General features: G+C 57.7%; 19 protein-coding genes. 1 reads left to right on the top strand and 18 read right to left on the bottom strand.

The features are described 5' to 3' along the window. Positions 1-59: 59 nt before the first annotated feature. Entirely contained in the window at positions 60-2489 is a 2430-nt protein-coding gene (locus J2S20_RS00165; protein ID WP_307251762.1) for a hypothetical protein, read from the bottom strand. A gap of 122 nt (positions 2490-2611) precedes the next feature. Between J2S20_RS00165 and J2S20_RS00170 the strand changes: the two genes are divergently transcribed. After that, positions 2612-3199: a TetR/AcrR family transcriptional regulator gene (locus tag J2S20_RS00170; RefSeq protein ID WP_307251764.1), complete on the top strand. Its 588-nt coding sequence runs from the start codon at positions 2612-2614 to the stop codon at positions 3197-3199. A gap of 136 nt (positions 3200-3335) precedes the next feature. Here the strand turns inward: J2S20_RS00170 and yajC are convergent, their stop codons facing one another. From yajC to J2S20_RS00255, 17 genes are all read right to left on the bottom strand, one after another. Continuing rightward, positions 3336-3641: a preprotein translocase subunit YajC gene (gene yajC / locus J2S20_RS00175; RefSeq protein ID WP_307251766.1), complete on the bottom strand. Its 306-nt coding sequence runs from the start codon at positions 3639-3641 to the stop codon at positions 3336-3338. Beyond that, positions 3638-4789, bottom strand: coding sequence for a tRNA guanosine(34) transglycosylase Tgt (gene tgt / locus J2S20_RS00180; protein WP_307251768.1), 1152 nt, complete (start codon positions 4787-4789; stop codon positions 3638-3640). Before tgt ends, yajC begins: the two co-directional genes overlap by 4 nt. 91 nt (positions 4790-4880) lie before the next feature. Further along, a complete protein-coding gene (secF, locus tag J2S20_RS00185; RefSeq protein WP_307251770.1) occupies positions 4881-7094 on the bottom strand; it encodes a protein translocase subunit SecF in 2214 nt (737 codons plus the stop codon). Between the two features lie 58 nt (positions 7095-7152). Continuing rightward, a complete protein-coding gene (gene scfB, locus J2S20_RS00190) occupies positions 7153-8559 on the bottom strand; it encodes a thioether cross-link-forming SCIFF peptide maturase (protein ID WP_106612372.1) in 1407 nt (468 codons plus the stop codon). A gap of 141 nt (positions 8560-8700) precedes the next feature. Further along, positions 8701-8847, bottom strand: a complete 147-nt coding sequence (scfA, locus tag J2S20_RS00195; RefSeq protein WP_106612464.1) for a six-cysteine ranthipeptide SCIFF — start codon at positions 8845-8847, stop codon at positions 8701-8703. A 48-nt stretch (positions 8848-8895) separates the two neighbouring features. Then, positions 8896-10167 carry an HlyC/CorC family transporter gene (locus J2S20_RS00200; RefSeq protein ID WP_307251776.1) on the bottom strand — a complete coding sequence of 424 codons (1272 nt, stop codon included), beginning with the start codon at positions 10165-10167 and terminating at the stop codon, positions 8896-8898. After that, positions 10154-10627, bottom strand: coding sequence for a signal peptidase II (locus J2S20_RS00205; protein WP_106612374.1), 474 nt, complete (start codon positions 10625-10627; stop codon positions 10154-10156). The genes J2S20_RS00200 and J2S20_RS00205 overlap by 14 nt, the downstream gene beginning before the upstream one ends. Positions 10628-10891: 264 nt before the next feature. Next, on the bottom strand, positions 10892-12409 hold the full coding sequence (locus J2S20_RS00210) for a S1C family serine protease (RefSeq protein WP_307251781.1): 1518 nt from the start codon (positions 12407-12409) through the stop codon (positions 10892-10894). A 225-nt stretch (positions 12410-12634) separates the two neighbouring features. Continuing rightward, positions 12635-14443: an LCP family protein gene (locus J2S20_RS00215; RefSeq protein WP_307251784.1), complete on the bottom strand. Its 1809-nt coding sequence runs from the start codon at positions 14441-14443 to the stop codon at positions 12635-12637. A 53-nt stretch (positions 14444-14496) separates the two neighbouring features. Beyond that, complete coding sequence (locus J2S20_RS00220) at positions 14497-15903, bottom strand: undecaprenyl-phosphate glucose phosphotransferase (protein ID WP_106612377.1); 1407 nt, start codon at positions 15901-15903, stop codon at positions 14497-14499. Between the two features lie 73 nt (positions 15904-15976). Beyond that, on the bottom strand, positions 15977-16975 hold the full coding sequence (locus tag J2S20_RS00225; protein ID WP_307251787.1) for a glycosyltransferase family 2 protein: 999 nt from the start codon (positions 16973-16975) through the stop codon (positions 15977-15979). Continuing rightward, the gene (locus J2S20_RS00230) at positions 16972-19182 is read right to left on the bottom strand and encodes a glycosyltransferase family 2 protein (RefSeq protein ID WP_307251790.1); all 2211 of its coding nucleotides are present in this window, start codon (positions 19180-19182) and stop codon (positions 16972-16974) included. Before J2S20_RS00230 ends, J2S20_RS00225 begins: the two co-directional genes overlap by 4 nt. A gap of 33 nt (positions 19183-19215) precedes the next feature. Continuing rightward, the gene (locus J2S20_RS00235; RefSeq protein ID WP_106612380.1) at positions 19216-20148 is read right to left on the bottom strand and encodes a glycosyltransferase family 2 protein; all 933 of its coding nucleotides are present in this window, start codon (positions 20146-20148) and stop codon (positions 19216-19218) included. A 40-nt stretch (positions 20149-20188) separates the two neighbouring features. Next, positions 20189-21253, bottom strand: a complete 1065-nt coding sequence (locus tag J2S20_RS00240) for a zinc-binding dehydrogenase (RefSeq protein ID WP_307251791.1) — start codon at positions 21251-21253, stop codon at positions 20189-20191. A gap of 12 nt (positions 21254-21265) precedes the next feature. Further along, positions 21266-22399, bottom strand: a complete 1134-nt coding sequence (locus J2S20_RS00245) for a class I SAM-dependent methyltransferase (RefSeq protein WP_106612382.1) — start codon at positions 22397-22399, stop codon at positions 21266-21268. A 60-nt stretch (positions 22400-22459) separates the two neighbouring features. Continuing rightward, entirely contained in the window at positions 22460-23464 is a 1005-nt protein-coding gene (locus J2S20_RS00250; protein WP_307251794.1) for an NAD-dependent epimerase/dehydratase family protein, read from the bottom strand. Continuing rightward, positions 23461-25398 carry a thiamine pyrophosphate-binding protein gene (locus J2S20_RS00255; RefSeq protein WP_307251796.1) on the bottom strand — a complete coding sequence of 646 codons (1938 nt, stop codon included), beginning with the start codon at positions 25396-25398 and terminating at the stop codon, positions 23461-23463. Before J2S20_RS00255 ends, J2S20_RS00250 begins: the two co-directional genes overlap by 4 nt. Positions 25399-25402: the final 4 nt, after the last annotated feature.

Raw genomic sequence — 25402 nt, forward strand, 5'->3', positions numbered from 1 at the left:
GTAAACCAGACATGATGAACACAGTATAGCACAGGATATCACATCATGGGGATAAAAATCTAGCGGACGCAGGCAAAATCATTTCTGCCTCTTAAGAACAGCTCCTCCGCATCCTGAAGGCCAAGCTTCAGCCAACTGCCGTCCGTCTGCTGCCAGAGCGATACGCTCGCCTGATCATAGGCGTAGATCAGGAGCGCAGTCCCGTCCTCAGTCCAGCCCATCACCGGAACGCCTCTGCTGACAAAATAAAGCACTGCGCGAAGATTGGCGCCATAGAGCTCTGTCGCCGTTCCGGCGCTCCGCGCCTCAAGTACCGCCTGCGCTGCGCTCTCTGCGCCGCGGAGGGTGCGTATGCTTGCCGTCCCGGCACGGCAGTAGCAGAGACTTCCGCCGCAGCGCACGTAGCCCATCGCCTCATAGGCAGCATTGACCGCGTCCCCCTGACGCACATAGCTTCCGAGATAGCTTCCATGGCCGTAGGCCGCATAGCATTTGCCGCGGGAGGGCTCCGTCGGAATTGTGAGCTCCGCACTGCTCTCATAGCGGATGGCTCCCGGCACGAGCACCTTCGGCTTTCCCGACGCAAAGCCATGCGAGAGCAGCAAGTGATAGCTGAGCCCTCTCTGCTCGGAGCTCTCCGTCTGAATCGCTGTGTCCGTCGCAGTCGGATGGTTGCACACGATGGTATCGCTCCCGGACATGCGAAAGCTGTGCTCCCCCGTCCTGATGAGCTTCGTCAGGTGTATCCGCGAATTCTCCGTCCGCGCATCTGTGAGCAGAACGCCCGCCTCCTCATAGTGCTTCTGGGAGTTGAGCGCGGCATCCACAATCTCCACTGCTGTATAGGGAAGCTCACGGTCTGTGCCGTTCAGCTTCCACACATTTCCCCGCTCCGCAATGCCGACTGCAAGATCCTCTCCGATATAGCCGATGGGACGCAGATACTGATTTTCACCGGAATTCAGCTCCTTTCTGTCTCCCTTCTCAAGATCCATGAGCTGAATCAACTCTGCGCCAAAGGGATCCGTCCCCTCCTGCCATGCGATTTCCGACTGGCTCGGACTGACGGCATACCCCCCTTCATGAAGTTTGTCACAGAGGACAATGTACTCGTTGCTCCGGACATCCAGCCCGTAAAAGCCATCCCCAAATTTAAAATAAAACATACCTCCGGCACTGAGATAGGACAGAACGGAGAGATCCGCCTCCACTTCCTCGCTGCCTGCCGCAGATGGGATAAAGGCACGCTCCGTCACCGCGTTCTCCCCGCGGTCATAGGAGAGGAGAGAGATGCCGACCTGCCCCTCCCGCTTTCCGCGATTCATATAACCGCCGACCAGAAAGTTCAGCTCCCCCTCATCTGTGAGAGAGAGAATCTTCACGCTGTGCTTTGTATAACCGCCGCGAAGCCCGGCATCCGTGCCGCTTCGGAAGGACCACACACGGATACAGCTGCTGCCGGCGCTGTCTGCCAGCCAGAGATCTCCGGCGCTCACAAAGGCGCAGAAGCTTCCATCCGGACTCTCCACAGACTGAAGCGCGGATGTCCCGCTGATGCCGAGCTGTATCCCCTTCTCGGAAAAGGCACTCTCTGCTCCGAGAAAGACCTCGTGCATACTGCGGCTGTAATCCATCATATAGATGCGCTCCGGCCCCTTTCGCATCACAAAGGTCTCACTGATCTCAAACTGAGAGAGCGCTCCGCCGCTGTCCTCTCCCGTCGCGGTGAAGTCGCGGCGGACAATTCCCACGCTGCCGCTGTACTCCAGGAGGCGCAGATCCGCCTCCCCCGTCGGGGTGAGGCTAAGCTTCCTGTAAGTCAGCTGATCATAGCCCGACTTCAGATTCACAGAGCTCAGATCCGTATCCTCTGCCCCCGCCCCGGGCTCCAGATAGGTCGTGTTCTCTCTCGCCGCGTTGTAATCAAAATTTCTTATTGAAAAGCCCTCGGCCAGTGCGAGCATGTCCGGTGCAAGCCCGGTCGAATCAAAGCCAACCCGCGCGTAATAGTGCAGCGCGCCTCTCTCCTCTGTATTGAGCACGACATCCAGCCGGTACTCCTCATCCTGCTTCAGAAGATTCTGAATTGGCAGTGTGAAGCGAAGACCCCGCTCTGTAGTCTCCCAATCCTTAAGCTCCGTCCGCTCAATCAGGTTGCTCCTGTCCGCTGAGCGGAGCTCATACTGAAGCCCCGTCACCGTGAGACTCCCTCCCTCCACGGAGAGCGGAAGTTTCCTGTCCTCCGGAAGCAGTATCAGCGTATCCGCAGCAATATCCGCAGCCGTATCCATCACATAACCGCGCATCACGTCGAGCCGGCGGCCGGCACTCTCCGCCCAGATCAGAGGAAAGCTTGGCTCCTCCAGCGTGGCATAGCGAAGCGCAGACTCCGCCCCTCCCTGCTTCACAGAGCTTCGAAACCACAGGCAAAAGGCTGCCGCAAAGAGAAGCAGCAGAATGAATATTTTCAGCTTCAATTTTTTTATCATGTACCAAAATCCTCGACATATATATATAACTGGTTTTTTTATTAACTCTTGTTGTTTTTTTCCCAAACTCTCGCTATACTGCTAGTAACAATATAAATGATGCTCTGGAGGTAAATACGATTATGGCAGCCGAAACAGTAGATCGCCGTGTCCGCAAGACAAGAGCTACCCTGCGCCTATGTCTCGGGAAACTCCTGAAGGAAAAGAAAATACAGGAAATCAGCGTAAAGGAAATATCCGAGCTCGCCGACATCAACCGCGGCACCTTTTATCTGCACTACCGCGACGTCTACGATCTTCTCTCCCACATTGAAAACGACCTGTTTCAGCAGTATACGGAGATTCTGGATCGTCACAAGCCGGCAGAAATCAAGGAGAGCCCCAAGATGCTCCTCACGGATCTGCTCTTCTTCATCCGGGAGAATGCGGATCTCGTGCAGATACTGATGGGGCCGAACGGCGACATTCAGTTTTTAAATCAGCTTCGCGATGTGTTTCGCATTAAGATCATGGAGCCCTGGGCCAGAACCATGCATAGCGTGACGGAGGCCAATTACCAGTACTTTTACGCCTATATCACAGAGGGAACCATAGGCATGATTAAGCGCTGGGTTGAGAACAGCACCGATCTCGCTCCGGAGGAACTCGCGGCGCTCTCCGAGCGCTTCATCATAAATGGCGCGGCAGGTATGATCAACAATCCCCTCTGACAATCAACGGATCGATTCGTCCTGCCGGCGGATGCTTTAGATGCACCCACCGGAAAGACTCATTCCTCTGACAGAAAAGAGCATCGGTCCAACCGATGCTCTTTTTATGCATGCAAAGTTCCAAATCTGCAATTTTTCAGTTCGCATCAGGCTTCTCAACCTGAACAATCGCAGTCTTCTGCATCGGAATGCGGCAGTTTTTGTTGTTGCCGAACTCTACAATCACGGTGTCCTCCGTCATATCAATCACAACGCCATAGAAACCGGCTGTCGTGAGAACGGAATCTCCGACTGCGACACTGGAAAGAAGCTGCTCCTGCTGCTTCTTCTGCTTCTGCTGGGGTCTGTACGCCATAAAATAGATCAGCGCTCCGAAAAATACAATGTAGACCACCCAAAACAGTATGTTATTCATGCCACCGACCAGCAAAATTTCCTTCATGCCTTCGCCTCCATACCTTCCATTTTTTTCTTCTTGTACTCCGCAAACCGGCCCTGCTCGATCGACTCACGAATTTCGTACATCATTGTATTATAAAAATACAGATTGTGCAAGACACAAAGCCGCATTCCGAGCATCTCCCCCGCCTTCAGAAGATGGCGGATATAGGCCCTCGAATAAGAGCGGCAGGCCGGACAGCCGCAGCCCTCCTCTATGGGGCGGGAATCCAGCTCGTACTTCCGGTTAAAGAGGTTCAGCTTGCCCTGATTTGTATACACGTGACCGTGACGGCCGTTCCTGCTGGGATAGACACAGTCAAAGAAATCCACGCCGCGCTCCACGCCCTCCAGTATATTGACCGGCGTTCCGACTCCCATCAGATAGGTCGGCTTCTCCTTCGGAAGGTGCGGCACGACGGCATCCAGTATGCGGTACATCTCCTCCGCGCTCTCTCCGACCGCAAGTCCGCCGACCGCATAGCCGTCGCAGTCCATCGCAGAGATCTCGTCCGCATGGGCGATGCGCACATCCTCCAGAATACCGCCCTGATTGATGCCAAAGAGCAGCTGCTCCCGGTTCACCGTGTCCTCCCGCCCATTGAGCTCCGCAATTTTTTCCTTGCAGCGCCTGAGCCAACGCGTGGTCCTCGCGACGCTCTTTTCAATATAGCTCCACTCCGCAAGGCTCGGCGGGCACTCGTCAAAAGCCATGGCGATCGTAGAGCCGAGATTTGACTGTATCGTGATGCTCTCCTCCGGCCCCATGAAGATCTTCCGCCCGTCAATATGAGAGTGAAAGGTCACTCCCTCCTCCCGTATCTTTCTGAGTCCGGCGAGGGAAAAGACCTGAAAGCCGCCGGAATCTGTGAGTATGGGTCTGTCCCAGTGCATGAAGCGATGCAGTCCTCCAAAGGCGCGGATCAGCTCGTCGCCGGAGCGCTCCCTGTCACCGGGACGCACATGCAGATGATAGGTGTTGGAGAGCTCCACCTGCGTGCCGATTTCTTTTAGATCGTCCGTCGACACGGCACCCTTGATCGCCGCAACGGTTCCCACATTCATAAAGACCGGCGTCTCAATGCTGCCATGCACCGTCTCCATATGCGCGCGCTTTGCGCGCCCCTCTGTCGCAAGTATTTTATATTTCATCGCTGCTCCCCCTCGCAGAAAGAGGGCAGGAAGACCCCGCCCTCAGCCTGTCTTTGTACAAGATTCCCCCCTGAACTCCTGACCCGACAACTTATTTTTCTTTTTTCTGACCGCCCTTGGCGCGCTTCTCTGCCTTTGCAGCCGCTGCTCTCTGACTCTCGGCGGCCTTTGCCTCCGCCTTTCTGCTCTCGCGGCGCTTCTCCATGAGATCCCAGAGCGGCGTCGCCACTGCAATGGAGGAGTAGGTTCCGCAGAGTGTTCCGATCATCAGCGGAAGCGTGAACTCGCGGATAGAGGACACACCCATGATATAGAGTATGAATATCGCCACAAAGGTCGTGATCGAGGTGAGCAGGGATCTGGAGAAGGTCTCCGTGATGCTCTTGTTTGCGATCTCCTGCCTGTCCGCTCCGTGCATGAGCCGCTGATTCTCACGGATGCGGTCGAAGATGACAATGGTATCGTTGATGGAGTAGCCGACCAGCGTCAGCATGCAGGCGACAAAGGTAGAACCAACGCTCCAGCGGAACACGACGTAGGCCGCAAAGAGCACCAGCACATCGTGGCAGAGGCAGAGGATGGCCGCCGATGCAAAGCGGATATCCGCAAAGCGGAAGCGGATATAGATCAGCATGAGGAGCAGCGCCACAATCACTGCCATCACCGCATCCCTCCGCATCTCTCCGCTGATGGTTCCGGAGATGCTCTCCGCGGTGATCTTCTCCTTCTCAATTCCAAACTGATCTGCCAGAGCCCGATCCAGTGCCTGACGCTCATCGACGCTCAGGCTTCTGGTCTTGATGATGACCTCATTCGTTCCCTGCACCTTGGAGGCCTGAATATCGCTGTCTCCCGTCACAGAGGCCACCACAGGCTTCACCTGCTCGTCAATCTGCTCCAAACTCAGATCCTCATTGAAGGAGACATTCGTGGAGGTTCCGCCCTTAAAATCAAGCCCCAGATTCAGCGGAGCTCCGCTCGTCGCGGTATGTACCGCCATGCCGATGAAGCCGGAGGCTATCAGAGCGATGGCTATGCCGAAGAAAACCTTGCTTCTTCCGACAAAATTAAATACCTTTCTCTCCTTCACCTCACCGAAGAGCTTCTTCTGATCCAGACCCAGATCGCAAAAGGCATAAAGCCAGGCTCTCGTGATGAGCAGCGCCGTGAACATGGAGACCACAACGCCCAGACCGAGGGTCGTGGCAAAGCCGCGTATGGTTCCGGTTCCCATGATAAAGAGCACCGCCGACGCAATGAGTGTCGTGATATTTCCATCCACAATGGCAGAGAGCGCCTTGCGGAAGCCGGTCTTCACCGCGCTTCGCACCGTCTTTCCGAGGCCGATCTCCTCGCGGATTCGCGTAAAGATAATCACGTTTGCATCCACCGCCATACCGACAGAGAGGATGATACCTGCGATGCCCGGAAGGGTCATCGTGATATCGAAGGCAGAGAGCAGGCAGATCGTGAGGCAGATATAGAGAGCCAGCGCGAGTGCCGCCGCAATTCCCGGAAGCCAGAAGATAGCTGCCATAAACGCCGCGATCACCGCAAAGCTCACTGCACCCGCTCTCAGAGAAGTGCTGATGGCCTTCTGACCGAGCTGCGCGCCGACGACATTGCTCCGCATCTCCTCGAGCTCCAGCTTCAGCGCACCGATGCGAATTGTGGAGGCGAGACGCTCCGCCTCCTCATAGCTGCTCATGCCGTCGATGGTGCACTGCCCGCCTGTGATCGCCTCGCGCACCACCGGGTTCGAGTACATGACGCCGTCGTAGATGATTGCAATCTGCTGTCCCACAAGACGCGTGGTCGCTTCTGCAAAGGCCTTTGTGCCCTCATCCGTGAAGCTGAGCTCTACCACGTACTGTGCCGCGCCGGTCGTATTGTCCGTCCCCTGACCCGCCTGCGCGCTCTTCACCTGATTTCCGTTCAGGATCACCTTCCCGTCCGGATCCACAAAGGTGAGGGAGCCGGGCTGACCGAGCTCCTCCAGTATCGTATTGGCATCAGAGACGCCCGGAATATCAATGTTGATCCGGTTCTTTCCCTCCTGATAGACCTGCGCCTCATTGGAGTAGCCGCTGACACGCTGCTGAAGCTTGTAGATCGTGTCCCGCATATCCTGATCGCTCGGGTTTTCCTCCTTGGCCTGGTAGGTGATGCTGACGCCGCCGGCGAGATCCAGTCCGAGCTTTATCTTCCCCTGGCTCAGGCTGATGTAAGCCAGGTAGATGAAGCCTGCGAGAATCGCTAGCAGCACGAGCAGACTTAAAGCGCCCTTCTGTTTACTGTTCTTCATGACACATCCTCCCCCTCTGGGTTCAAAATATTATATAAATCCCTTCCGGGATTCACTGTCATCTCTCTGCCGCGTCCATCATCTCCGCAGCCTTAATCATAATAGCACACTCGATGCGCTTTTTCTGCATCCTGCAGCCGATGTCATAGGCATCCGTGAGACTCTGATGAAACTTCCACGAATTGGCTGCGCAGCCGCCGCTGCAGTAGAAGCGCGCAAAGCAGTCCCTGCACTTTGGCTTCGCATAGACATTGCAGAGCTTGAACTCATCGCAGATATCCGTGCGGACAATTCCCTGATCCACTGAGCCGAGCAGATAGCGCTCATCTCCGACAAACTGATGACATGGGTAGAAATCTCCCCAGGGTGTCACCGCGAGATACTCCGTCCCCGAGCCGCAGCCGGAGAGCCGCTTCGCGACGCAGGGGCCCTGCTTTAAATCAATCTGGAAGTGGAAGAAGATGAATCCGCGCCCCTCACGCCTCCGCTTCACGTACTCCTTCGCAAGGATATCGTACTGCTCCAGTATCTTCGGGAGATCCTCCTCCCGGATCGCATAGGGCTCCTCGGGAAGTCCCACCACCGGCTCCATGCTCATCTTCTCAAAGCCAAGATCTGCGAAATGCAGCACATCCTTTGAAAACTCCAGATTCTCCCGCGTAAAGGTTCCGCGGATATAGTAGTCCTTGTCCCCGCGGGACTTTGCAAACTTCTGGAACTTCGGAACTATGATATCGTAGCTTCCCTTTCCGTTCCTGGTGGGGCGCATGCGGTCATTGACCTCCCTGCGTCCGTCCAGACTCAAAACGACATTGGCCATCTCCCGGTTGCAGAAGTCCATGATCTCATCGTTCAGGAGCAGACCATTGGTCGTGAGGGTAAAGCGGAAGCGCTTATTATGCGCCTCCTCCTCAGAGCGCCCGTAGGCTACCAGCTGCTTCACAACCTCCCAGTTCATGGTCGGCTCACCGCCGAAGAAATCCACCTCAAGATTCCGCCTTGAGCCCGAGTTCGCAATGAGAAAATCCAGCGCCTTCTTTCCTACCTCGTAGCTCATGAGCGCGCGTCTTCCGTGATACTCCCCCTCCTCGGCAAAGCAATAGCGGCAGGCAAGATTGCAGTCATGTGCAATATGAAGACAGAGCGCCTTGACGACGGTCTTCCGCGCCTTGAAATTCTCGATAAAGAGGCGGTAATTGTCCTTTGTAAAGAGCTCCTCCGCATCGATGAGCTCCTGCATGGTGACGATGATCTCCTCAATATCCTCCTGCGGATATTTCCCGGCGAGCCCCGTGCGGACCACGGCCTTTGCCGCCTCCGACAGCGGCTCCGGCTTCTCAAGCTCACCCACAATCGGCTCTGCCAGCTCCACCGCATCATAAAACAGCGGGTCCGCGACATGAACAGAGCCGGAATTTACGTCCATAACGATGGCAATGCCATTATTCACAAACTGATGAATCAAATGCTTACCTCATTTCATTTTCGATTGCTGCGCCCCGAAATAGCAGGCAAAGCGAAGCACCCCTACAATCTTTTCAGACCGTAGGGGTACCCCGATGCTCCCTCACTTTTGAACACAAAAGGACGGGCCTCATCGCGAACCTTATCTGTTCTCGTTCTCGCAGCTCTGGTTTCCGACGGTGCAGGAAGTCTTGCACGCGGACTGGCAGGAAGTCTGGCACTCGCCGCAGCCGCCCTTCTTCATGCTTTCCTTCAGGGGCTTTTCATTTAAGGTCATAACGTGCTTCATATCGTACTCCTCCTCTCGGTCAATGCTCTCGGAATTATAACACATCGCTTATAGGTTGACAACGGATTTCTCCGCGGGGCACCAGAGCCGGAGCTGCGCGACGCGGTTCTTCTCCATGCGCTCCACCCTGAGCCGCACGCCGGAGCTGCTCACGGACTCTCCCTTCTTCGGCAGATGGTCAAGCAGTCCCATCACCAGTCCGCCGACGGACTCGAAGTCCTCTGAGGAGAGTGCAATGTGCAGCACGTCATTCAGCTCGCTGATTCTCAGATTCCCATCCACAAGATATTCGCCCGGCGCGACGCGGCGTATGCTCTTCTCCTCGTCTGTGTCGTACTCATCCCGAATCTCTCCGACGATCTCCTCCAGTATGTCCTCCATGGTCACCATGCCTGCGGTGACGCCGTACTCATCCAGGACAATCGCGATATTTGTGAAATTCTTCCGCATCTCCACCATGAGCTCCGCGGTCTTCTTATGCTCATAGGTAAAAAGCGGCGCCCGCATGAGCTCCGGGATGCTGAAGAGCTGCTCTGCGTCGCGAAACAGAAGATCCTTCACATTCAGTATTCCCACGATCACATCCGGGGAATCTCTGCACACAGGAATGCGCGTATATTTCTCACGCCGGACGAGCTCCATCAGAGTCTCATAATCATCATGCTCCTCGACACAGATCATATCAATTCGCGGAATCATGATGTCCCGCGCGAGGATCTCCCCGAAGTCAAAGACATTGTCCAGAAGCACCCTCTCATCCTGCTCGATCACGCCCTCCTCGTGCCCCACGCGGACAATGGTTCTGAGCTCCTCCGCTGTCACTGTCTCCCGCCGTCCGGAGGAATGGAAGCCGAGCACCCGCAGCACCGCTGCAGTCAGCACATCGACCACATAAACCACCGGAGTGAGAAGAAACATCAGAGCGCGGATCGTGCCGGCCACCCGCAGCGAGATGCGCTCTGCCTCCCGAGTCGCCATGGTCTTCGGCGCAAGCTCACCAAATACCAGCACTGCAAGGGTCAGGAGCCCCGTCGCGGCGCCGACTGCCCGGTTCCCGAAGAGATGTATGGTGAGGGTCGTCGCGAGGGAGGAGGCGTAGAGATTCACCACATTGTTGCCGACCAGAATGACGGAGAGCATCTTCTCCGGCTGCTCAAAGACACGGAGCAGCAGCAGGGCCTTCTTACTTCCCCGCTCCGCGAGCGTCCGGATGCGGATACGGTTCACCGTCGTGAGCGCTGTCTCCGAGGAGGAAAAAAAGGCGGACAGCATCAGAAGTCCCGCCAGCACCAGTAAATTCAGTATATCAGTGCGTTCCAAGCCTTTTCCCTCCGCGTGCTCTGCCTGCGCCTGTGAGCAGTGCGCCAAGCGCGATAAAAACATCTCCCAGATTAAAAACGATCCTGTTGACCAGCGGCAGCTCCACATAGAGATAGTCCACCACGTGACCGCGGAAGAAGCGGTCAAAGAGATTGCTCAGGGCTCCGCCGAGTGCCGCCGAGAGACCGAGCTTCTCCAGGCTGTGCCCCCGCCGCGGCAGCAATAGAGAGATGCGAAACAGCATGATACTTGAAACCGCGAGCGGCAGACAGCGTATGAGCTCCGGGAATTCTCTCAGAGCTCCCATGGGAAAACCGCTGTTGTGCAGCTTCCTGAACTGAACTCTGCCCTTCGTTCCTGCAATGTCACGCGGAAACTCTTCCGCCCCCATGCGCTCTATCCCTGATTTGACAATGAGATCTGATCCCGCAATGAGCGGGATCAACCCAAGGTACAGCATATGCCACTCTCTTTCCCGCGCCGTTCTGTCCCTCTGCCGGCGCGCTGTTTTTCCTGATCAAAAGCTGCATTTTCAGCACTCTCCTCAAGAGGAATCCTTTCCCTTGCATGCTTTTTTTCATCATAGCACATCCCGCTTTCTTTTCATATGCGCTTTGAGACGCAGAATCCCCCGCCGCGGCCTCGGAAGGCCACAGCGGGGGAACATTCACTCAGCTGTCAGAATATTTTTGAATGCAGCTGCACTTTATACAGCGGAAGCCGCTTACCACTGGAACTGGAATCCGCCGTTCCGGAAGAAATCGTCGATGCTTCCCCAAGGTATGCGCCCGGAGCCTCTGTCGGAGGAACCCTCCTCCTCACTGCTGTCCGGCTGCTCAGCTGCACCGGAGGACCTTCCCTCGACACTTCCCTGCGCCGCCAGCGTGATCTGAATCTCCTTTTCCTCGTAGCTCTTGCCGCTCGGACGCTGCACCGTCAGCGTGACGGTCTCTCCCTTGCTGTAGCGGGTCAGCCGTTCCTTCAGCTCCTCAATGGTCGTGACGGTCTGCCCCTCAAATTTTGTGATGATATCGCTCTCCTGCAGGTCAGAATGCGCCGCTGCGCCGCCGTCCAGCAGCTTGTAGACAAAGATACCGACCGGCATATTGAATTTCCGGGCGGCCTCCTCATCCACATTCTGACCCTGAAAGCCGATGTAGCCTCTGTCCGCCTCTGCAACCTGCGCCCTCGTCTTCTGCGTTGACAGCGTCTCAATGAGCTGTGTCACACTGGAGATCGGGATTGCGTAGCCCATACCCTCGACTGTCGTATCGACGCTCTTTGACTCATTGATGCCGATGACCTGTCCCTGCATATTCAGCAGCGCTCCACCGGAGTTGCCCGGATTGATCGCCGCATCCGTCTGAAGAAGATTCTGAACCTTTGCCTTCTCACCCGTGGCGGCATCCTGTGCTGTGATGGTTCTGTTCGTCGCACTCACATAGCCGACCGTGACGGACTGTCCATAGCCGAGCGCATTCCCGATCGCGATAACCCCCTGCCCGACCTTCAGCTTCTCAGAATCGCCGACCTCTGCGACCTTGATCTCCGCCCTGGTCTCATCGGAGACATCAGACTTCTTCACCGCTATGACGGCAACATCCGCCGCGGAATCCGTGCCCTTCAGCTCTGCGTCCACGCTCTGACCGTCGATGAACTGTACCGACATGCTGGTCGTATTCGCGACAACGTGATTGTTTGTGACGATGAGATACTCCTCATCATTTTCGCCGATCAGAATACCCGAGCCGGCGCCGGAGGTCTCGTAGGTCTGTGCGCGCCCGAACCAGTCACTGACCTGCTGCTCCCCCTTCACATTGATGGCGACAACAGAAGGCATGGCCTTCTCGACTATCGCCGAGACATCCAGATTGGAGCTCCCGGCAAGCGTCTCGGAGGCTGCGTCCCTCTGGCTCTCCGCACTCTCCCGAGCCGGAGCCTGCGTCTGCTTCTCCTCTGCGCTTTCACTCCTCCCCGCCACGGCACTGCTCTCCGCCGCAGCGCTGCCCGCCGCGCTTCTGCCCGCCACATGGCCCACGCCTGACATGGTCACACCCGCGACGCAGCCGAAGACCAGCGCGCAGGCCGCGGAGGTTCCGAGCTTCCGCAGCAGGCTGCCGCTCTTTTTTGCTTCCTTCGGCCCCTCGTCCGGCGCCCCATAGCTGCCCCCGGAGCTTCCCGCCGCCGTGTTATCATAGGGCATATTGCTGTAATTCTGATACTGATTGTTCTCACCGTACATCGCAGATTCCTCCGTTTCTCTCTATCGGATTTTTGGAGCCTCCCGCGCCTGTCTCCTGACAGTACCGCTGCCCGGCTCCGAAGCTTCTTCCCGCTTACAGAAGATAGTATAAAGAAGCTTTGTGAAGGAACTGTGTTCGAAATCAGGAAGAACTGTGAAATCACAGCGCCCCGTGATTCACAGTTCTCCGCTTGATCCTGTTCTGTTTTGCCCCGCACAGTCCGCTCAGATCTGCGGAAGAGCCTCCGCCATCGGCGCCGCAGCCGGCGTCGGAGCTGTGGGAGCGGGCGCAGCCGCACTTGTCGCCGCTGCTGTGTGTCCCGGACCCGAGTTGACATATTCACTCTCATCCGCATCCTGAGAGCGGGGTGAGGGAGCTGCGGGGGCAGTGGAGGCCGCGCTCGTGCCGCGTGTTCCCTCCGCTCCCGGGTAAGCTGCTGAGCCTGTACCTGCACCCGGTCGCGCCGGAGACAGCCCTCCCGGATATTCCTCCGTGCTCGCTGCCGCGCTCTCTGTGGGCTGCGGAGACAGCCGCCCCGCGCTGCCGCTCTCTATGATGCTTCCATCCGGCGCGGTCTCACGGCGGGTGCCCGGCGCGCCGGGCAGGAGATTTCCGTGACTGTCCGTCGGCGGCTCATCATCCGCATCCGACTCCTCATAGTCATAGAGCGGATTTCCGTGGCTGTCCGTCTCGGGGACAAAGCGGCCGTCCGCATCTGTCGGGTGAAGCGGCCTTCCAAAATCATCGGTCTCCGGAACGGTATCCCCGTTCTCGTCGGTCTCCTGACTGCTCCTTTTGCCGCTGTCCGCCCTGCTGCTCTCCTCCTCTTCCTCGTCCTCTTCCTGCTCACGCTGCTGCTTCTCGTAGCTCTCGTAGCGATACTTTTCCCGATCCGAGGCGATGCGGTTATCAATCTCCCTCACTCTGCCGGAGACCGCATACTCCTGATCGGCAAAGAGAAAGGTGTGAAGCTGCTTTACATTGGACTCCAGCGTGTGCGGAAGCACACATGCGCCCTTCTTCCCCATATTGACCTCTCTGCGATCCATGGGGAAGCCCAGCGTGCCCGCAATGCTGTACTTCGTCACATTCACCGCGAGATTCATGCCGTCGTCCCACTTGAGACTCGTCGCGACCATGGACAGCATATTTCCGGCGAGATCCGAGAGCGTCTGCGCATCCGCGTGCTTCGCCTTCTCCACACAGAGCTGAATAATCTTCCTCTGTCGCTCCGTTCTCGTGTAGTCATTGTCCATGTAGCGCAGGCGTGCGTACGCGACGGCCTGAATTCCATCCAGATGGTTCATGCCCGGGCTCTTCAGCTGCACGGAGCCGATGCCTGTGCCCTTGACCGTCTCCGTGATGTAGGAATTGATATACTTGAACTCCGCGTTGCTGATATCCACATCCACCCCGCCGAGAATATTGACGCCCGTCGCGACAGCCTTCCAGTTGAAGGTGATGTAGTCCGTGATATTCAGATCCAGATTCTGGTTCAGCGCCTTGACCGCGAGCTCCGGTCCTCCGATCGCGTAGGCGGCATTGATCTTGCTGTAGGAGCCGTTTGCGAGTGAGAGGTAGGAGTCGCGGAACACGCTTGCGATCCGTATCTCTCCGTTCTCGCGGTTGATGCTGACAATCATGATGACATCGGAATTATTGCCGCGGCCAACTGAGGAATCGCGTGAATCCACACCGAAGGCCGCGATGTTCCAGTAGCCCTTCATCTTCTTGATGTCCTCGCTGGAGAGCTCCGTATTCTCGACATTTTCCGCCGCGAATTCCAGACGCTGTATCTTGCTGTACTGCTTTAATACATAGCGATAGGCGAAGATGCCCGCGAGCACAAACAGCTCCAGCACCGCGAGAAGGATGATTCTCCGCACGCGAAGCTCCGCCGCAGAGCGCCTTCTCCGCGGCTTGTCCTGCCAGGCGCGCTCGCGCCCTGCGCCTCCTGACTCCCGCGCGGTGCCTCTCCTGCGGCTCCTGCCGCGCAGCAGCTCACCCCTCACTTCATTATCCCGATCCTGCATGAACACTACTCCTCTGAGGCCCGCATGGGACAGCTGTCTCCCTGCCGCCTCTCTCAGTACGCATTTTTATTCACAAACCCGCGAAATATGGTCAGAAACATAATCTTTAAGTCAAAGCCCAGCGTCCAGTTCTCAATATAGTAGAGATCGTACTCAATCCGCCGCTCAATCGAGGTGTCTCCGCGCAGACCGTTCACCTGTGCCCAGCCGGTGAGACCCGGGCGCACCTGATGCTTGATCATGTAGTGCGGAATCTCCTCCCTGAACTTCTCCACGAAAAACGGCCGCTCGGGCCTAGGCCCGACGAGACTCATATCCCCCTTCAGGATATTGAAGAACTGCGGCATCTCGTCGATGCTGGTCTTCCGTATGAAGCGACCCACCGCTGTGACCCGCGGATCATGCTTCGTGGTCCACTCCTTCCGCTCCTCATCATCGACCTGAAGACGCATGGAGCGGAACTTGTACATGCGGAAGGGCCTCTGATGCAGCCCGACTCTCTCCTGCCTGAAAATCACCGGCCCCTCGCTCGTGAGACGCACCAGCAGCGCCGTCACCAGCATGACGGGCGAGAAGAGGATGATGCCGACCAGGGCCCCGACAATATCCACCGCCCGCTTCACCGCCGCATTGTAAAGCTCCGTCAGCGGAACGTGGCGTATATTGATCACCGGCATCCCGGCGACATCCTCGATATAGGGAATGGTCGGTATGACGCCGTAATAATCCGGTATAAACTTCGTGTGCACACCGGACTTCTCGCAGAGCTGCACAATCTCCTTGAGGCGCTCATACTGCTTCAGCGCGAGCGTAATCGCGATCTCGTCCAGCACATTGAGATCCAGTATCTCCTGAAGATTATCCACCGTTCCTATGACACGCACGCCGTGGTACTCCGTGCCCCGCTCCTCGCTGTCGTCAAGAATCCCCCGGATCCTGTAGCCCCACTCCGGATTGGTCAGAATGCGGTCAATATAGCCCTTAGCCGCCGTGCTGTAGCCAATGAGCAGGATCTGCTTCTGATTAAAGCCCTTTCTCCTGAGCCGCCGCAGCGCCGTGCGTATGAGATTGCGCCCGGCCGTCGTAAATACAATGCTGAGGAGATAGAAGACCAGAACCAGACGTCTGGAGAAGTGATAGAGATACTGGTTTTTTGAGCCGAGATACAGAACCAGTGTGAAGCACAGCAGCCCTATCGTGTTGACCTTCAGTATATTGGCAAATTCTGCCCGCCGCCCGCTGGTGCGCTTCGGCGCGTAGAGCCCGAAGACAGCATTTAAAAGAAGGTAGAGCGGAACGATCAGAATCAGCGCACGCAAATACACCGCGAAGGGCAGTATGCCCATTCCCGGATGTGCGGCAAATAAAACGCACCAGGCGCAGAGATACGCGGCTGCGACCAGAATGGCGTCCAGTACCACATGAAGTCTGTTCAGCTGCTTTTGAAAGTCTTTAATCATGAGCAAAAGTATAATCCATTTTCCCTGCTTTTACTATGGAAAATGAATCTCTTCCGGCAAAGATCATAGAAATTTAAGATTCTGTTCCTTCTGTTGCGCCCGCTCTCCGGCCGCGCCGGATGAGATGCTGGAGATATAAAAACGTCCCGATGAGCATCTCCCACTGAACTGATAACACCGCTGCGGGCGAAATCCGAGAAAAATCGACCCGGCTCACCCGCCCGAGTCCGCGAAAGCCCTCGGCGGTCCCGGATAGCCATGCGGAAAGCAGACCCTTCTTCGCAAAGAAAACAGCCTTCACCAGCATCCCCGCGAGTATCCACGGGAAATTCAGGATCAGCTGCCAGTCCGGCATATTCTTGTACAGCAGCCAGATATGGTTCCTTGAGGCGAGCCGAATCTTGAAGGCATTGTACTTAGAGCCGCTGGTTGCGCTGCCGTAGTGGAGCACCCGTGCCGCCGGACAGTAGCGGTTGTGATAGCCGCAGAGCTTCGCTCTCCAGCCGAGGTCTGTGTCCTCAAGGTAGGCGAAGTGCGCCTCGTCAAAGAGACCCAGCTGCTTAAGGAGCTCCGTGCGGTAGATTGCCGCTCCCCCGCAGGCGGAGAAGACCTCACAGCTCTCTCTGTAGCGCGCTGCCGGCTCCCCCGTGCCTCTCTGCCAGGCCCAGCCCGGAAGAGAGAGCGCATCTCCGGCATCATCCACCGCACTGTGATCCTGCGTCCGCAGCATGAGCGCGCTGACAGAAAAGATACGCGGATGGCGCTCTATCTCACGGAGCAGCATCTCCACAAAGCTTGGAAACACCTCCGTGTCGTTATTCAGAAGTATGACATAGGGCGTCCGCACCTTCCGTATTCCCGCGTTGACGCCGCCCGCAAAGCCGAGATTCTCTGTCTCCTGAAGAAAGGGAACGCCCTCTGCCCTGAGCCAGTCGGCACTCCCGTCCCGAGAGGCATTTTCCACGACGAGAAGCTCAAAGTCCTGCACAGTCTGGTGTCGCAGCGCGGCGATGCACTGCGGGAGATACCTCATGCCATTGTAATTTGGTATGACTACGGTCACGCGCTTCATAGGTATTTTTCTATCCCTTCGATGTGATAGGGCTCTCCGATTTGTTCCTTGTCGAGATCCCGCAGTGAGAAGTTCGATTTTCTGAGCGTCAGATTCGGATTGTAGTAGGGATCCCCGCTCCTTAAAATATCCGGCCAGCGCTTCATGAAGCAGGCTATCTCCCGGTTGAAGCGCTCCACCTTCTCCGGCGTGTCCTCCAGCCCCCGCGACTTCGACTCATAGTGATGCAGCAGCGCATAGGGATTGTAGACCACCAGCTTTCCGGCCGCCCTGAGCTTTAAGCACAGGTCAATATCATTGAACGCGACGGCGAGCTCCTCCGTGAAGCCGCCGACTGAGAGAAAGAGCTGTTTCTTTGTGAGCAGGCAGGCCGCCGTCACCGCAGAGTAGTCCTGCGCAGTCACTGCGCGGTGAAAATAGCTGTTCTGCAGCTCGTGAAGACCGATAAAGGTATGTCCCGCGATGCCGCCGAAGCCGATCACCACACCCGCGTGCTGCACTGTGTCGTCCTCATAGAGCAGCCGGCAGCCGACCGCGCCGACATCGGGACGCTGCGCGTAGCCCAGAAGCTCCCGCACGGTATCCGGATTGATGAGCTCCACATCGTTATTCATAAAGAGGAGATACTCTCCCCGCGCCGACTGCACGCCGAAGTTATTGATGGCAGAGAAATTGAAGGGGCCCTCCCAGCGCACCACTCTCACCGCGGGGAGCTCCCGCTGTATCCGCTCGTAGTAGTCCCAGGTCTTCTGCTCCGTGGAGTTATTTTCCACCACGATGAACTCCAGATTTTTATAGCTTCCCCGCTCCAGCAGGGAGCGAATTGCCGTGTCAAGATCCTCCGTGTGGTCCTTATTGGGGATGATGACAGACACCAGCGGCTCCTCGGAAAGCGCAAAAATCGTGTGGTAGATGCCATAATCCACACCCTTCCGGATCTCCGATATCTTAATCTCCGGCCACACCCTCTTGTAGTGCGCACGTATGGCGCGCGCACCCGCCTCGAAGGCATAGAGCTTGCTCTCCGGATTGGAGGCAGTCGAGTTCATGTGACAGCGCCAGTGATAGAGCACCTCCGGAATGTGGACAATGCGCTCCGCCTGCTCTGTCACGCGGAGTATAAAATCATAGTCCTGCGCGCCGTCGTAGGCAGAATCGAAAATCCCGATTTTCTCCTGAAGGCTCTTCTTCACCACAAAGAGGTGGCAGATGTAGTTGACGCTCGTCAGCATATCCTGATTGAAGTCCGGCTTGAAGTTCGGGTCAAAGAGCGAGCCGCCGTCCATATCGAGCTTGTCCTCGTCGGAATAGAGGCAGTCGCAGCCCGGGTTCGCCTCAATTGCCCTTTTGCAGGCATAGAGCGCGTGCTCCGGCAGAACATCGTCGTGGTCACAGAGGACAATGAAATCTCCCTTCGCCATCTGAAGTGCGGCATTGGTATTGCCGGAGATGCCCCGGTTCTCCCCGAGCAGCTCATAGCGCACCCGCGCATCCCGCGACGCATAGTGCTGAAGCAGCGCCCCCTTGTCTCTTCCTCTCGGGCTGCCGTCCGCAATGCAGACCTCTAGCTTCGGGTAGCTCTGCCTGAGTATCGAGTCCAGCAGCTCCCTAAGATACTGATCCGGCGTCGCATAGACCGGAATGACAATGGAAAAGAGCGGGTCGCTCTCCCGCACCGCCTCTGCCCGCTGCCGCAGAAGCTCCGCCTCTGTGGGCCTTGTCTTCTCGTACCACTCCGCGTACTCATAGTCGCTGTCTATGCCCTCAAGCTTGTTCTTTGACTTCAGGATGAGCGCCCGGAGGCCGTGCTTCTGAAAGTAGGAGAGAGCGACGCGCGCAGTCTCCATATTGCAGAGATCGCGCAGCTTCTCCATGCGCTTGTGCGCGACACTTGCCCGTTTCCCTATGAGCTCCTCGTTGTATTTGATGCGCGCCGTGCGCCCCTCGCAGCGGATCACCAGCCAGTAGTTCCTGCCGCGCTCGTAGGGAAACCGGATGTCAAAGCCGAGATCACGATCCACAACGCGCTTATAGTAGATCTGACTCACATCGTCGCGGCGGGTGGACACGATCTTAAATTCAATTGGCTGACGGTTTCCGTCCAGCACTGTATAGAGCACCGCGGACTCCGGCCTTTTCCCCACAACCCAGCCGTTCAGAGTGATGTAGTTCTCCCGTATTCGCACAACATCTATCTTATACTTCATACCGCTTCCTTTTCCTGTTCATTTGCCCCTCGTTCAGAAGTTCAGACGCTCCTCCTCCACAACCAGCGGACGCCGCATCACGCGCTGATTGATGGTCAGCACATACTCCCCCATCATGCCGATAAAGAAGATGATGACGGAGCCCAGAAAGAGCATGCCGATGAGCAGCGGCGCGAGACCTGCCTGAAAGCGATCCCAGTACATGAGCTTCATGACGAGGTAAATGATGGCGATCACCGTGCTGGTCACCATCGTGATCCCCCCCACAAAGGTCGCGAGCCGCAGGCCGAATTTCGTGTAGGAGGTGATGGAGAGCATCGCCGCATCGTAGAGCTTATAAAAATTATTGCTGGTCTTTCCCGCCCGGCGCTTCGGCTGATCGTAGGGAATCTCCTTCCGCCTGTAGCCGAGCTCCGCGACGATACCGCGGAGAAAGGGCGTGGGATCGTCGAGCTCCCGCAGCACCTCAATAAAATGTCTGTCGTAGAGACCAAAGCCCGTGAAGTGCTCGATCTGATCCACCTCGGAGAGTCGCCGTATCCACTTGTAGTACTCGCTCCTCAGCCAGTACATGAGCGGATTTTCCTCGCTGTGCGTCTTGATGCCGATGGCGATTTTATAGCCCTCCTCCCACGCGGCGACATACTTTGCGATCATCTCCGGCGGATCCTGGAAATCCGCCGCCATGAGCACAGTCGCATCCCCGTCGGACTGAAGCATCGCATAGTAGGGGGAGTTGAACTGTCCGAAATTCTTCGCGTTGAATATCGCCTTGATCTTCGGATTCCCGGCGCAGAGCACACGTATCCTGTCTCTCGTTCCGTCCTGGGAGTCGTTGTCTATGAGCAGGAGCTCATAGTCGTAATCCGGAAGCTGTTCATGAAACAGCTGCTCCACAGCCGCCGTGATCGGCCCGACATTTTCCTCCTCATTGTAACAGGGAATTACCACACTGATTTTCTTCATCTGCCCTCTCTTCACCTTGGCATCACCTGACAAAGCCGCCTCACGGCTTCACCATCACCTTGACCAGATCCTCCCGCTTATTCCGCATCAGCTCCAGCCCGTCCGCAATGCGGTCGAAGCCCGAAAGCTCATGCGTCACCAGCTTCCCCGGCTGTATTCTCCCGTACTGCACCATCTTCATAAGTCGCTCAATCCGCGCCCTGCCGCCGCGGCAGAGCTCCAGCTTCACGGTCTTTCCCGCCATGCCTCTTCCGCCGGAGAACTTTGGAATTTCCATGGCACCCTCTCCCGGAAAATGCTTCAGGTTCACCACCCGGCCTATGCCGTAGCGCACCATATCAATCGCCTGCGGGAGCGCGCTGTCGTCGCCGCCGCAGATAATCACCGCATCTGCACCGATGCCACCGGTTCGCCCGAGAACCTGCGCGGCGATATCCCCCTCCCGGTAGCTCAGCACCTCATTTGCGCCGAATTCCTTTGCGAGCCGCACGCTCACCGCGCGCGTCCCGACCGCAAGAATTCTCGCCGCACCCATGAGCGCCGCCCCCTGCACCGCCATGAGGCCTATCGCTCCGATTCCAAGCACCACGACCGTATCTCCAACGCGTATCTCCGCGGACTCTGCGCCGGTGAAGCCGGTTGTCACCACGTCCACGCACATGAGCGCATCCTTCAGAGAGACCCCCTCCGGAATATGTGCGAGCGTCGTATCCGCATCCGCGATCGCAAAGCGCTCCGCAAAGACGCCCGGTATGCTCCTGCCCAGTGCATTTCCCGAGAAGGGCCTCCCGGCGTGACGGTCATTGCCCTCCTGTATCGCCGTCTCGCGCCAGTCCGGCGTGATGGCCGGAACCGCCACGAGCTCTCCCGGCCGAAAATCCCGGACCCCGGACGCGACCTCTACGACCCGCGCCACGCACTCGTGTCCCAGAATCAGATTCTCCGGCTTTCTGGAGCCAGTCCCGTACACGGTATTCACATCGGAGGTGCAGGGCGCCATGGCAAGCGGTGTGAGTATGGCCCCGTAGGGCTCCTTAAGCTCCGGCTCCGGCGCATGCTCTGTGATCTCTGCGACGCCTCTTTTCTTCAGAATAAATGCTCTCATGCTCTCACTTCCTTACAGCTTCTGCAGCCGGTCTGTCCTGAGCGTCCACAGCTCCGTCCCCTTCGGGAAGCGGGCGCGGATCATGCCGGCGATCTCCTCCGTGTAACCCGGCGCGACAATCACAATCTTTTCCGTGGGGTGCTCTGCCGCGTAGTCGGGCGAAACAATCGGAATGTGTGATGCCGGAGCAATCCTCCCCTGCTTGAAGGGCGCGGAATCTATGATATAGCGCAGCCTTCCGCAGAGCCCGGTCGTTGCACAGAGCGTAAAGCCCTGATGAGAAGCGCCCCAGACCGCAATGTGCTTCCCCTCCCTCTCCGTCTCAGTGATCAGAGAGAGTACTTCATCTGCGATCTCCCGCTTCTTCCGGATGAGTCCGGAGACATCGGCCCTCTTTTTCTTTCGCACAAAGACAGAGAGCGTATCCCGGTTGATTCTCTCTCTCTCCAGCACGTCGAAGCCGCAGCGGTTCATGAGCGCCTCCAGCGTCTCCATGGTGAAGTAGGAGAGGTGATCCGGGATCAGCTCATAGAAGCTGCTCTGCTCCAGTATGTACTCAAAGCTCGGCACCGTCACCAGACCGCAGCCATCCTCCGTGAGATTCGCGGCAATTGCCCGGAGATATCCGGCAGGATCCGGCTGATGTTCCAGAAAGTTAAAGGAGGTAAAGGCATCGAAGGGCGCGTTTTCAAAGCGCTGCGTCTCCGATTCCGGATAGTCCTCCGCGACCCGGAGCCCCAGAGCCCTCGCCTTCTCCGCAAGCACATGGCTGTGCTCCATCCCGTAGGCCTCCACAGGATAGTCCCGCAATATGCTGAGAAACTCTCCCTGTCCGCAGCCAGCCTCCAGTATTTTCTTTCCCGCAAGTGAAAAGAAGGGGATCCACTTGTCGTACTGACTTCTCCTCAGTCTGTCCATGGTCGTGCTGTATCCCCCCGAGCGTATCACATCCCGGTAGTAGGGCACAGGCGCACTGGAGAGCTGAACGAGTCCGCAGCCGCGGCAGGCACAGAGACGCACCGTGATGCCGCGCTCCGTCCCGGCGTCCTCCGGCCCCGGCAGATGCTGCGCGGCAGCCGGCATATTCTCAATCACGAGCAGGGGCTCCTCAAAGAGCAAAGCCCCGCAGGCTATACATCGCTTCAATTGCTGCTCCTTTCTGTCACAGAGAGCCTTCTCTTAAGCTTCCGCCAAAGCCCTTCCGGCTCAGCACCCGGCTTCCCCTCTCTGTACATTCAGCATGATGCCAATTCCCTCGGAGAAGCTGTGCCTCTCACACCACCCTGTCCGTCTGCGAAGCTTCTCCGTGTCCGGACAGAGATAGGGCGTTCCCTCCGGCCCTGCCGGGCGCTCCGCAAAGCGGCAGCGTCCCCGCCGCTCCTGTGGAAGCTGCATGAAAATCTCCCGCACAAAGTCCTTAAGCTGCCGCGTATCCCGGCTCCCGATATTGTAGACAGCTTCTGTTTTCTCCTGCGCGCTGTCCTCCGCCCGCTCCGGGACACTGCCCCCTGCACTTCGCTCTGCGAGCAGGGCGACCGCCTCCGCGCAATCCTCTACATAGAGAAAGTTCCACTGCTGCGCACAGGGACCGAGCGTAATCTCCCCGCCCTCCGCCGCGCGCACGCAGGCTGAAACGAGAGAGCTCTCATGATCTCCCGGCCCATAGACGGAGAAGATGCGCATATGTACATAGCGGATACCACATGCGGCAGCCAGCGCGGAGCCCTCGTTCAGCACGCGGAGCTTCGCCTTTCCATATTCCGATACGGGACGGCAGTGCGCTGCTTCGGTAACTGCCCCTCCGCTGCAGCTACCCTCCCGCACGCGCTCCAGTGTGACGCCGTACTCCGCCTGCGAGCCCGCAAAGAGAAAACAGCCGCAGGAGAACTCCGAGAGTGCGCGCAGCAGTGTCAGCGTCGCGCGCACATTCTCCGCCTGTATCTCCGGATTCATTCTGCCCTGTACTCCCACGCCCGACCATGCGAAATGCAGACAGCAGTCAATCCTCTTTGGCATCCCCGGAAGGCCCGGAAGACGCGTGACCTCCTCCATCGCACAGTCAATGCAGGAGAGGCGCTCATGCTGCGGGAGCTGCGCCCTGTTTTTCGATCCGGGACGCACCAGTGCATACACGCGATGCCCGCGCCGCAGCAGGGCTCGCGTCACCGCCGCCCCGAGAAAGCTCGTGGCCCCCGTGATCAGGACGATCACGCCTGCATCCTCGGAACGATCATATTTGCATTCATCTCCTCCTCGGAGAGGAAGGGCGTCAGGTCCTCAAGCGGCGGGCTCACCATCGTGCCGTCCGGGAGGCGCTTTCCGGAGGACTTCGGCTCAAAGTTCTGATCCGTATCCACAAAGGCCTCGCAGAGCACAGGCCCCTCCGCTGCAAGCGCCTTTTCCACCGCGCGCCGAAGCTCCGAGTTGTGGCGGGCCGCAACATAGGGCAGTCCCAGCGCCTCCGAAAGCCTGCCGAAATCCGGGAAGCTCAGGTCCCCGCTGTCGGAGCCTATGCCTACCGGCTTCTGGTCCCCGAAGAAATTCCGCTCCGTCTGACGTATGCTGTGATAGCCGTCGTTATTAATCAGAAAGATCTTGATCGGCATCCCCGCGCCGACGATGGTCTGCAGCTCCTGAAGATTCATCATGATGCTGCCGTCACCGGTCACGAGGATGATATCCCTCTGATAGCAGGGGTCGTCGTGATTTGCCATATGCGCGCCGATCGCTGCCGGCAGATCATAGCCCATGGAGGCAATCGCGGAATTGGAAATGAAGCGCTGCCCCCGCTTGATTCTGTAGGCATGTCCGCCGACCACACAGGCCGAGCCGTTTCCGACCACCGTGATGCTCTCCTCCGGCACGCGCTCGCTGATCTCCCTGATAAAAGCATATACATTGGCCGGATGCTCATCCGAGACCTTCAGATGCTTCTCCTGCACCACAGGATAATGCCGCACCCAGTAGCGGCAGGTCTCGAGCCAGCTCATACCGCGGAGACCACTGCCGCCCTTCCACAGCGGCTTCTCCTCCGTCTCCAGCAGACGGCGCAGCACGGCGAGCAGCTCCCGCGCATCGGCGTGCACCGGCATGGACACGTGCAGCGTCGGCTTCTTCAGCTCCTCCGCGTCAATATCATTCACAATGGTATATGCCCCTCTCGCCCAGCCGCGCCAGTTGAAGCCGACCTGACGGACGCTCAGGCGGGAGCCCACAGAGAAGACGAGATCCGCGTTCTGCACCGCAAAATTCCCCGCCCGATCCCCGAAATTCCCCGGGCGTCCGGCGTAGAGCGGCCCGTCATCCGGATAGCAGTCCTCACTGTCCCAGCCGACCACCACAGGGATTCCGAGAAGCTCTGCCACCCTCAGAAAATCCTCATGCGCATCGGCGATGCGGATGCCATTGCCCGCATTGAAGACCGGGCGCTCCGCCGCCCGTATTCTTTCTATAATGGCCCGCGCGCACTCCTCGGAGACCGGCTCCGGAAGCAGCGGCCGGTACTCTCCCCTGCCGCCTTCATCCTCCGGAAGCCTGTGCCCGGAGCCTCCCGCCCATCCGTCTCCGCCCGCGCAGTAATTCTCCGGATCAAAGCCGAAAAGCTCCTCCGTCTCGATATAAGCCCCCTGCACGTCCAGCGGAATATCCAGCCATACCGGTCCCGGGCGGCCGGACGATGCGAGGTAGAGCGCCTTCTCCATACAGTAGCGGATGCGCAGCGGATCTATGACCATCTCACAGTACTTCGTCATGGACTGCACCGCCGTGCAGATATCAAATTCCTGATCTCCCATCGCGCGGATACGGACGCCGGAGGCGCGCGCCGTCCAGTCGTAGCGTATCTGTCCGGAGATCACAAGCATCGGAATGGAATCAAGCCAGCCCCCGACTACGCCGGTCAGCGCATTGGTTCCGCCGGGGCCCGTGGTGACACAGACCACAGCCGGACGATGGTTGATTCTCGCATAGCACTCCGCGGCAATGGCGGAGGCCTGCTCGTGATGGTTATAAGTGATCTCCAGTCCGTCCTGATGCCCGAGCGCATTGTTTAAGTGCATGGCTCCGCCGCCCACCACGCTGAAGCCGTGTGTGATGCCGCTCTCCACCAGCTTCATGGCAATATAATTGCTGAGCTTGATACGCATCCTT

This window comes from Moryella indoligenes (assembly GCF_030812885.1).
In the GTDB taxonomy this organism is placed as follows: Bacteria; Bacillota; Clostridia; order Lachnospirales; family Lachnospiraceae; genus Moryella; species Moryella indoligenes.

Excerpts from the sequence above, each read along its gene's own strand:
- J2S20_RS00210 (WP_307251781.1), bottom strand. The coding sequence starts at position 12,409 with ATGTACGGTGAGAACAATCAGTATCAGAATTACAGCAATATGCCCTAT.
- J2S20_RS00225 (WP_307251787.1), bottom strand. The coding sequence starts at position 16,975 with ATGAAGCGCGTGACCGTAGTCATACCAAATTACAATGGCATGAGGTAT.
- J2S20_RS00255 (WP_307251796.1), bottom strand. The coding sequence starts at position 25,398 with ATGCGTATCAAGCTCAGCAATTATATTGCCATGAAGCTGGTGGAGAGC.
- J2S20_RS00230 (WP_307251790.1), bottom strand. The coding sequence starts at position 19,182 with ATGAAGTATAAGATAGATGTTGTGCGAATACGGGAGAACTACATCACT.
- tgt (WP_307251768.1), bottom strand. The coding sequence starts at position 4,789 with ATGAAATATAAAATACTTGCGACAGAGGGGCGCGCAAAGCGCGCGCAT.
- J2S20_RS00205 (WP_106612374.1), bottom strand. The coding sequence starts at position 10,627 with ATGCTGTACCTTGGGTTGATCCCGCTCATTGCGGGATCAGATCTCATT.
- J2S20_RS00165 (WP_307251762.1), bottom strand. The coding sequence starts at position 2,489 with ATGATAAAAAAATTGAAGCTGAAAATATTCATTCTGCTGCTTCTCTTT.
- yajC (WP_307251766.1), bottom strand. The coding sequence starts at position 3,641 with ATGAAGGAAATTTTGCTGGTCGGTGGCATGAATAACATACTGTTTTGG.
- J2S20_RS00215 (WP_307251784.1), bottom strand. The coding sequence starts at position 14,443 with ATGCAGGATCGGGATAATGAAGTGAGGGGTGAGCTGCTGCGCGGCAGG.
- secF (WP_307251770.1), bottom strand. The coding sequence starts at position 7,094 with ATGAAGAACAGTAAACAGAAGGGCGCTTTAAGTCTGCTCGTGCTGCTA.
- J2S20_RS00235 (WP_106612380.1), bottom strand. The coding sequence starts at position 20,148 with ATGAAGAAAATCAGTGTGGTAATTCCCTGTTACAATGAGGAGGAAAAT.
- J2S20_RS00220 (WP_106612377.1), bottom strand. The coding sequence starts at position 15,903 with ATGATTAAAGACTTTCAAAAGCAGCTGAACAGACTTCATGTGGTACTG.
- scfA (WP_106612464.1), bottom strand. The coding sequence starts at position 8,847 with ATGAAGCACGTTATGACCTTAAATGAAAAGCCCCTGAAGGAAAGCATG.
- J2S20_RS00240 (WP_307251791.1), bottom strand. The coding sequence starts at position 21,253 with ATGAGAGCATTTATTCTGAAGAAAAGAGGCGTCGCAGAGATCACAGAG.
- J2S20_RS00170 (WP_307251764.1), top strand. The coding sequence starts at position 2,612 with ATGGCAGCCGAAACAGTAGATCGCCGTGTCCGCAAGACAAGAGCTACC.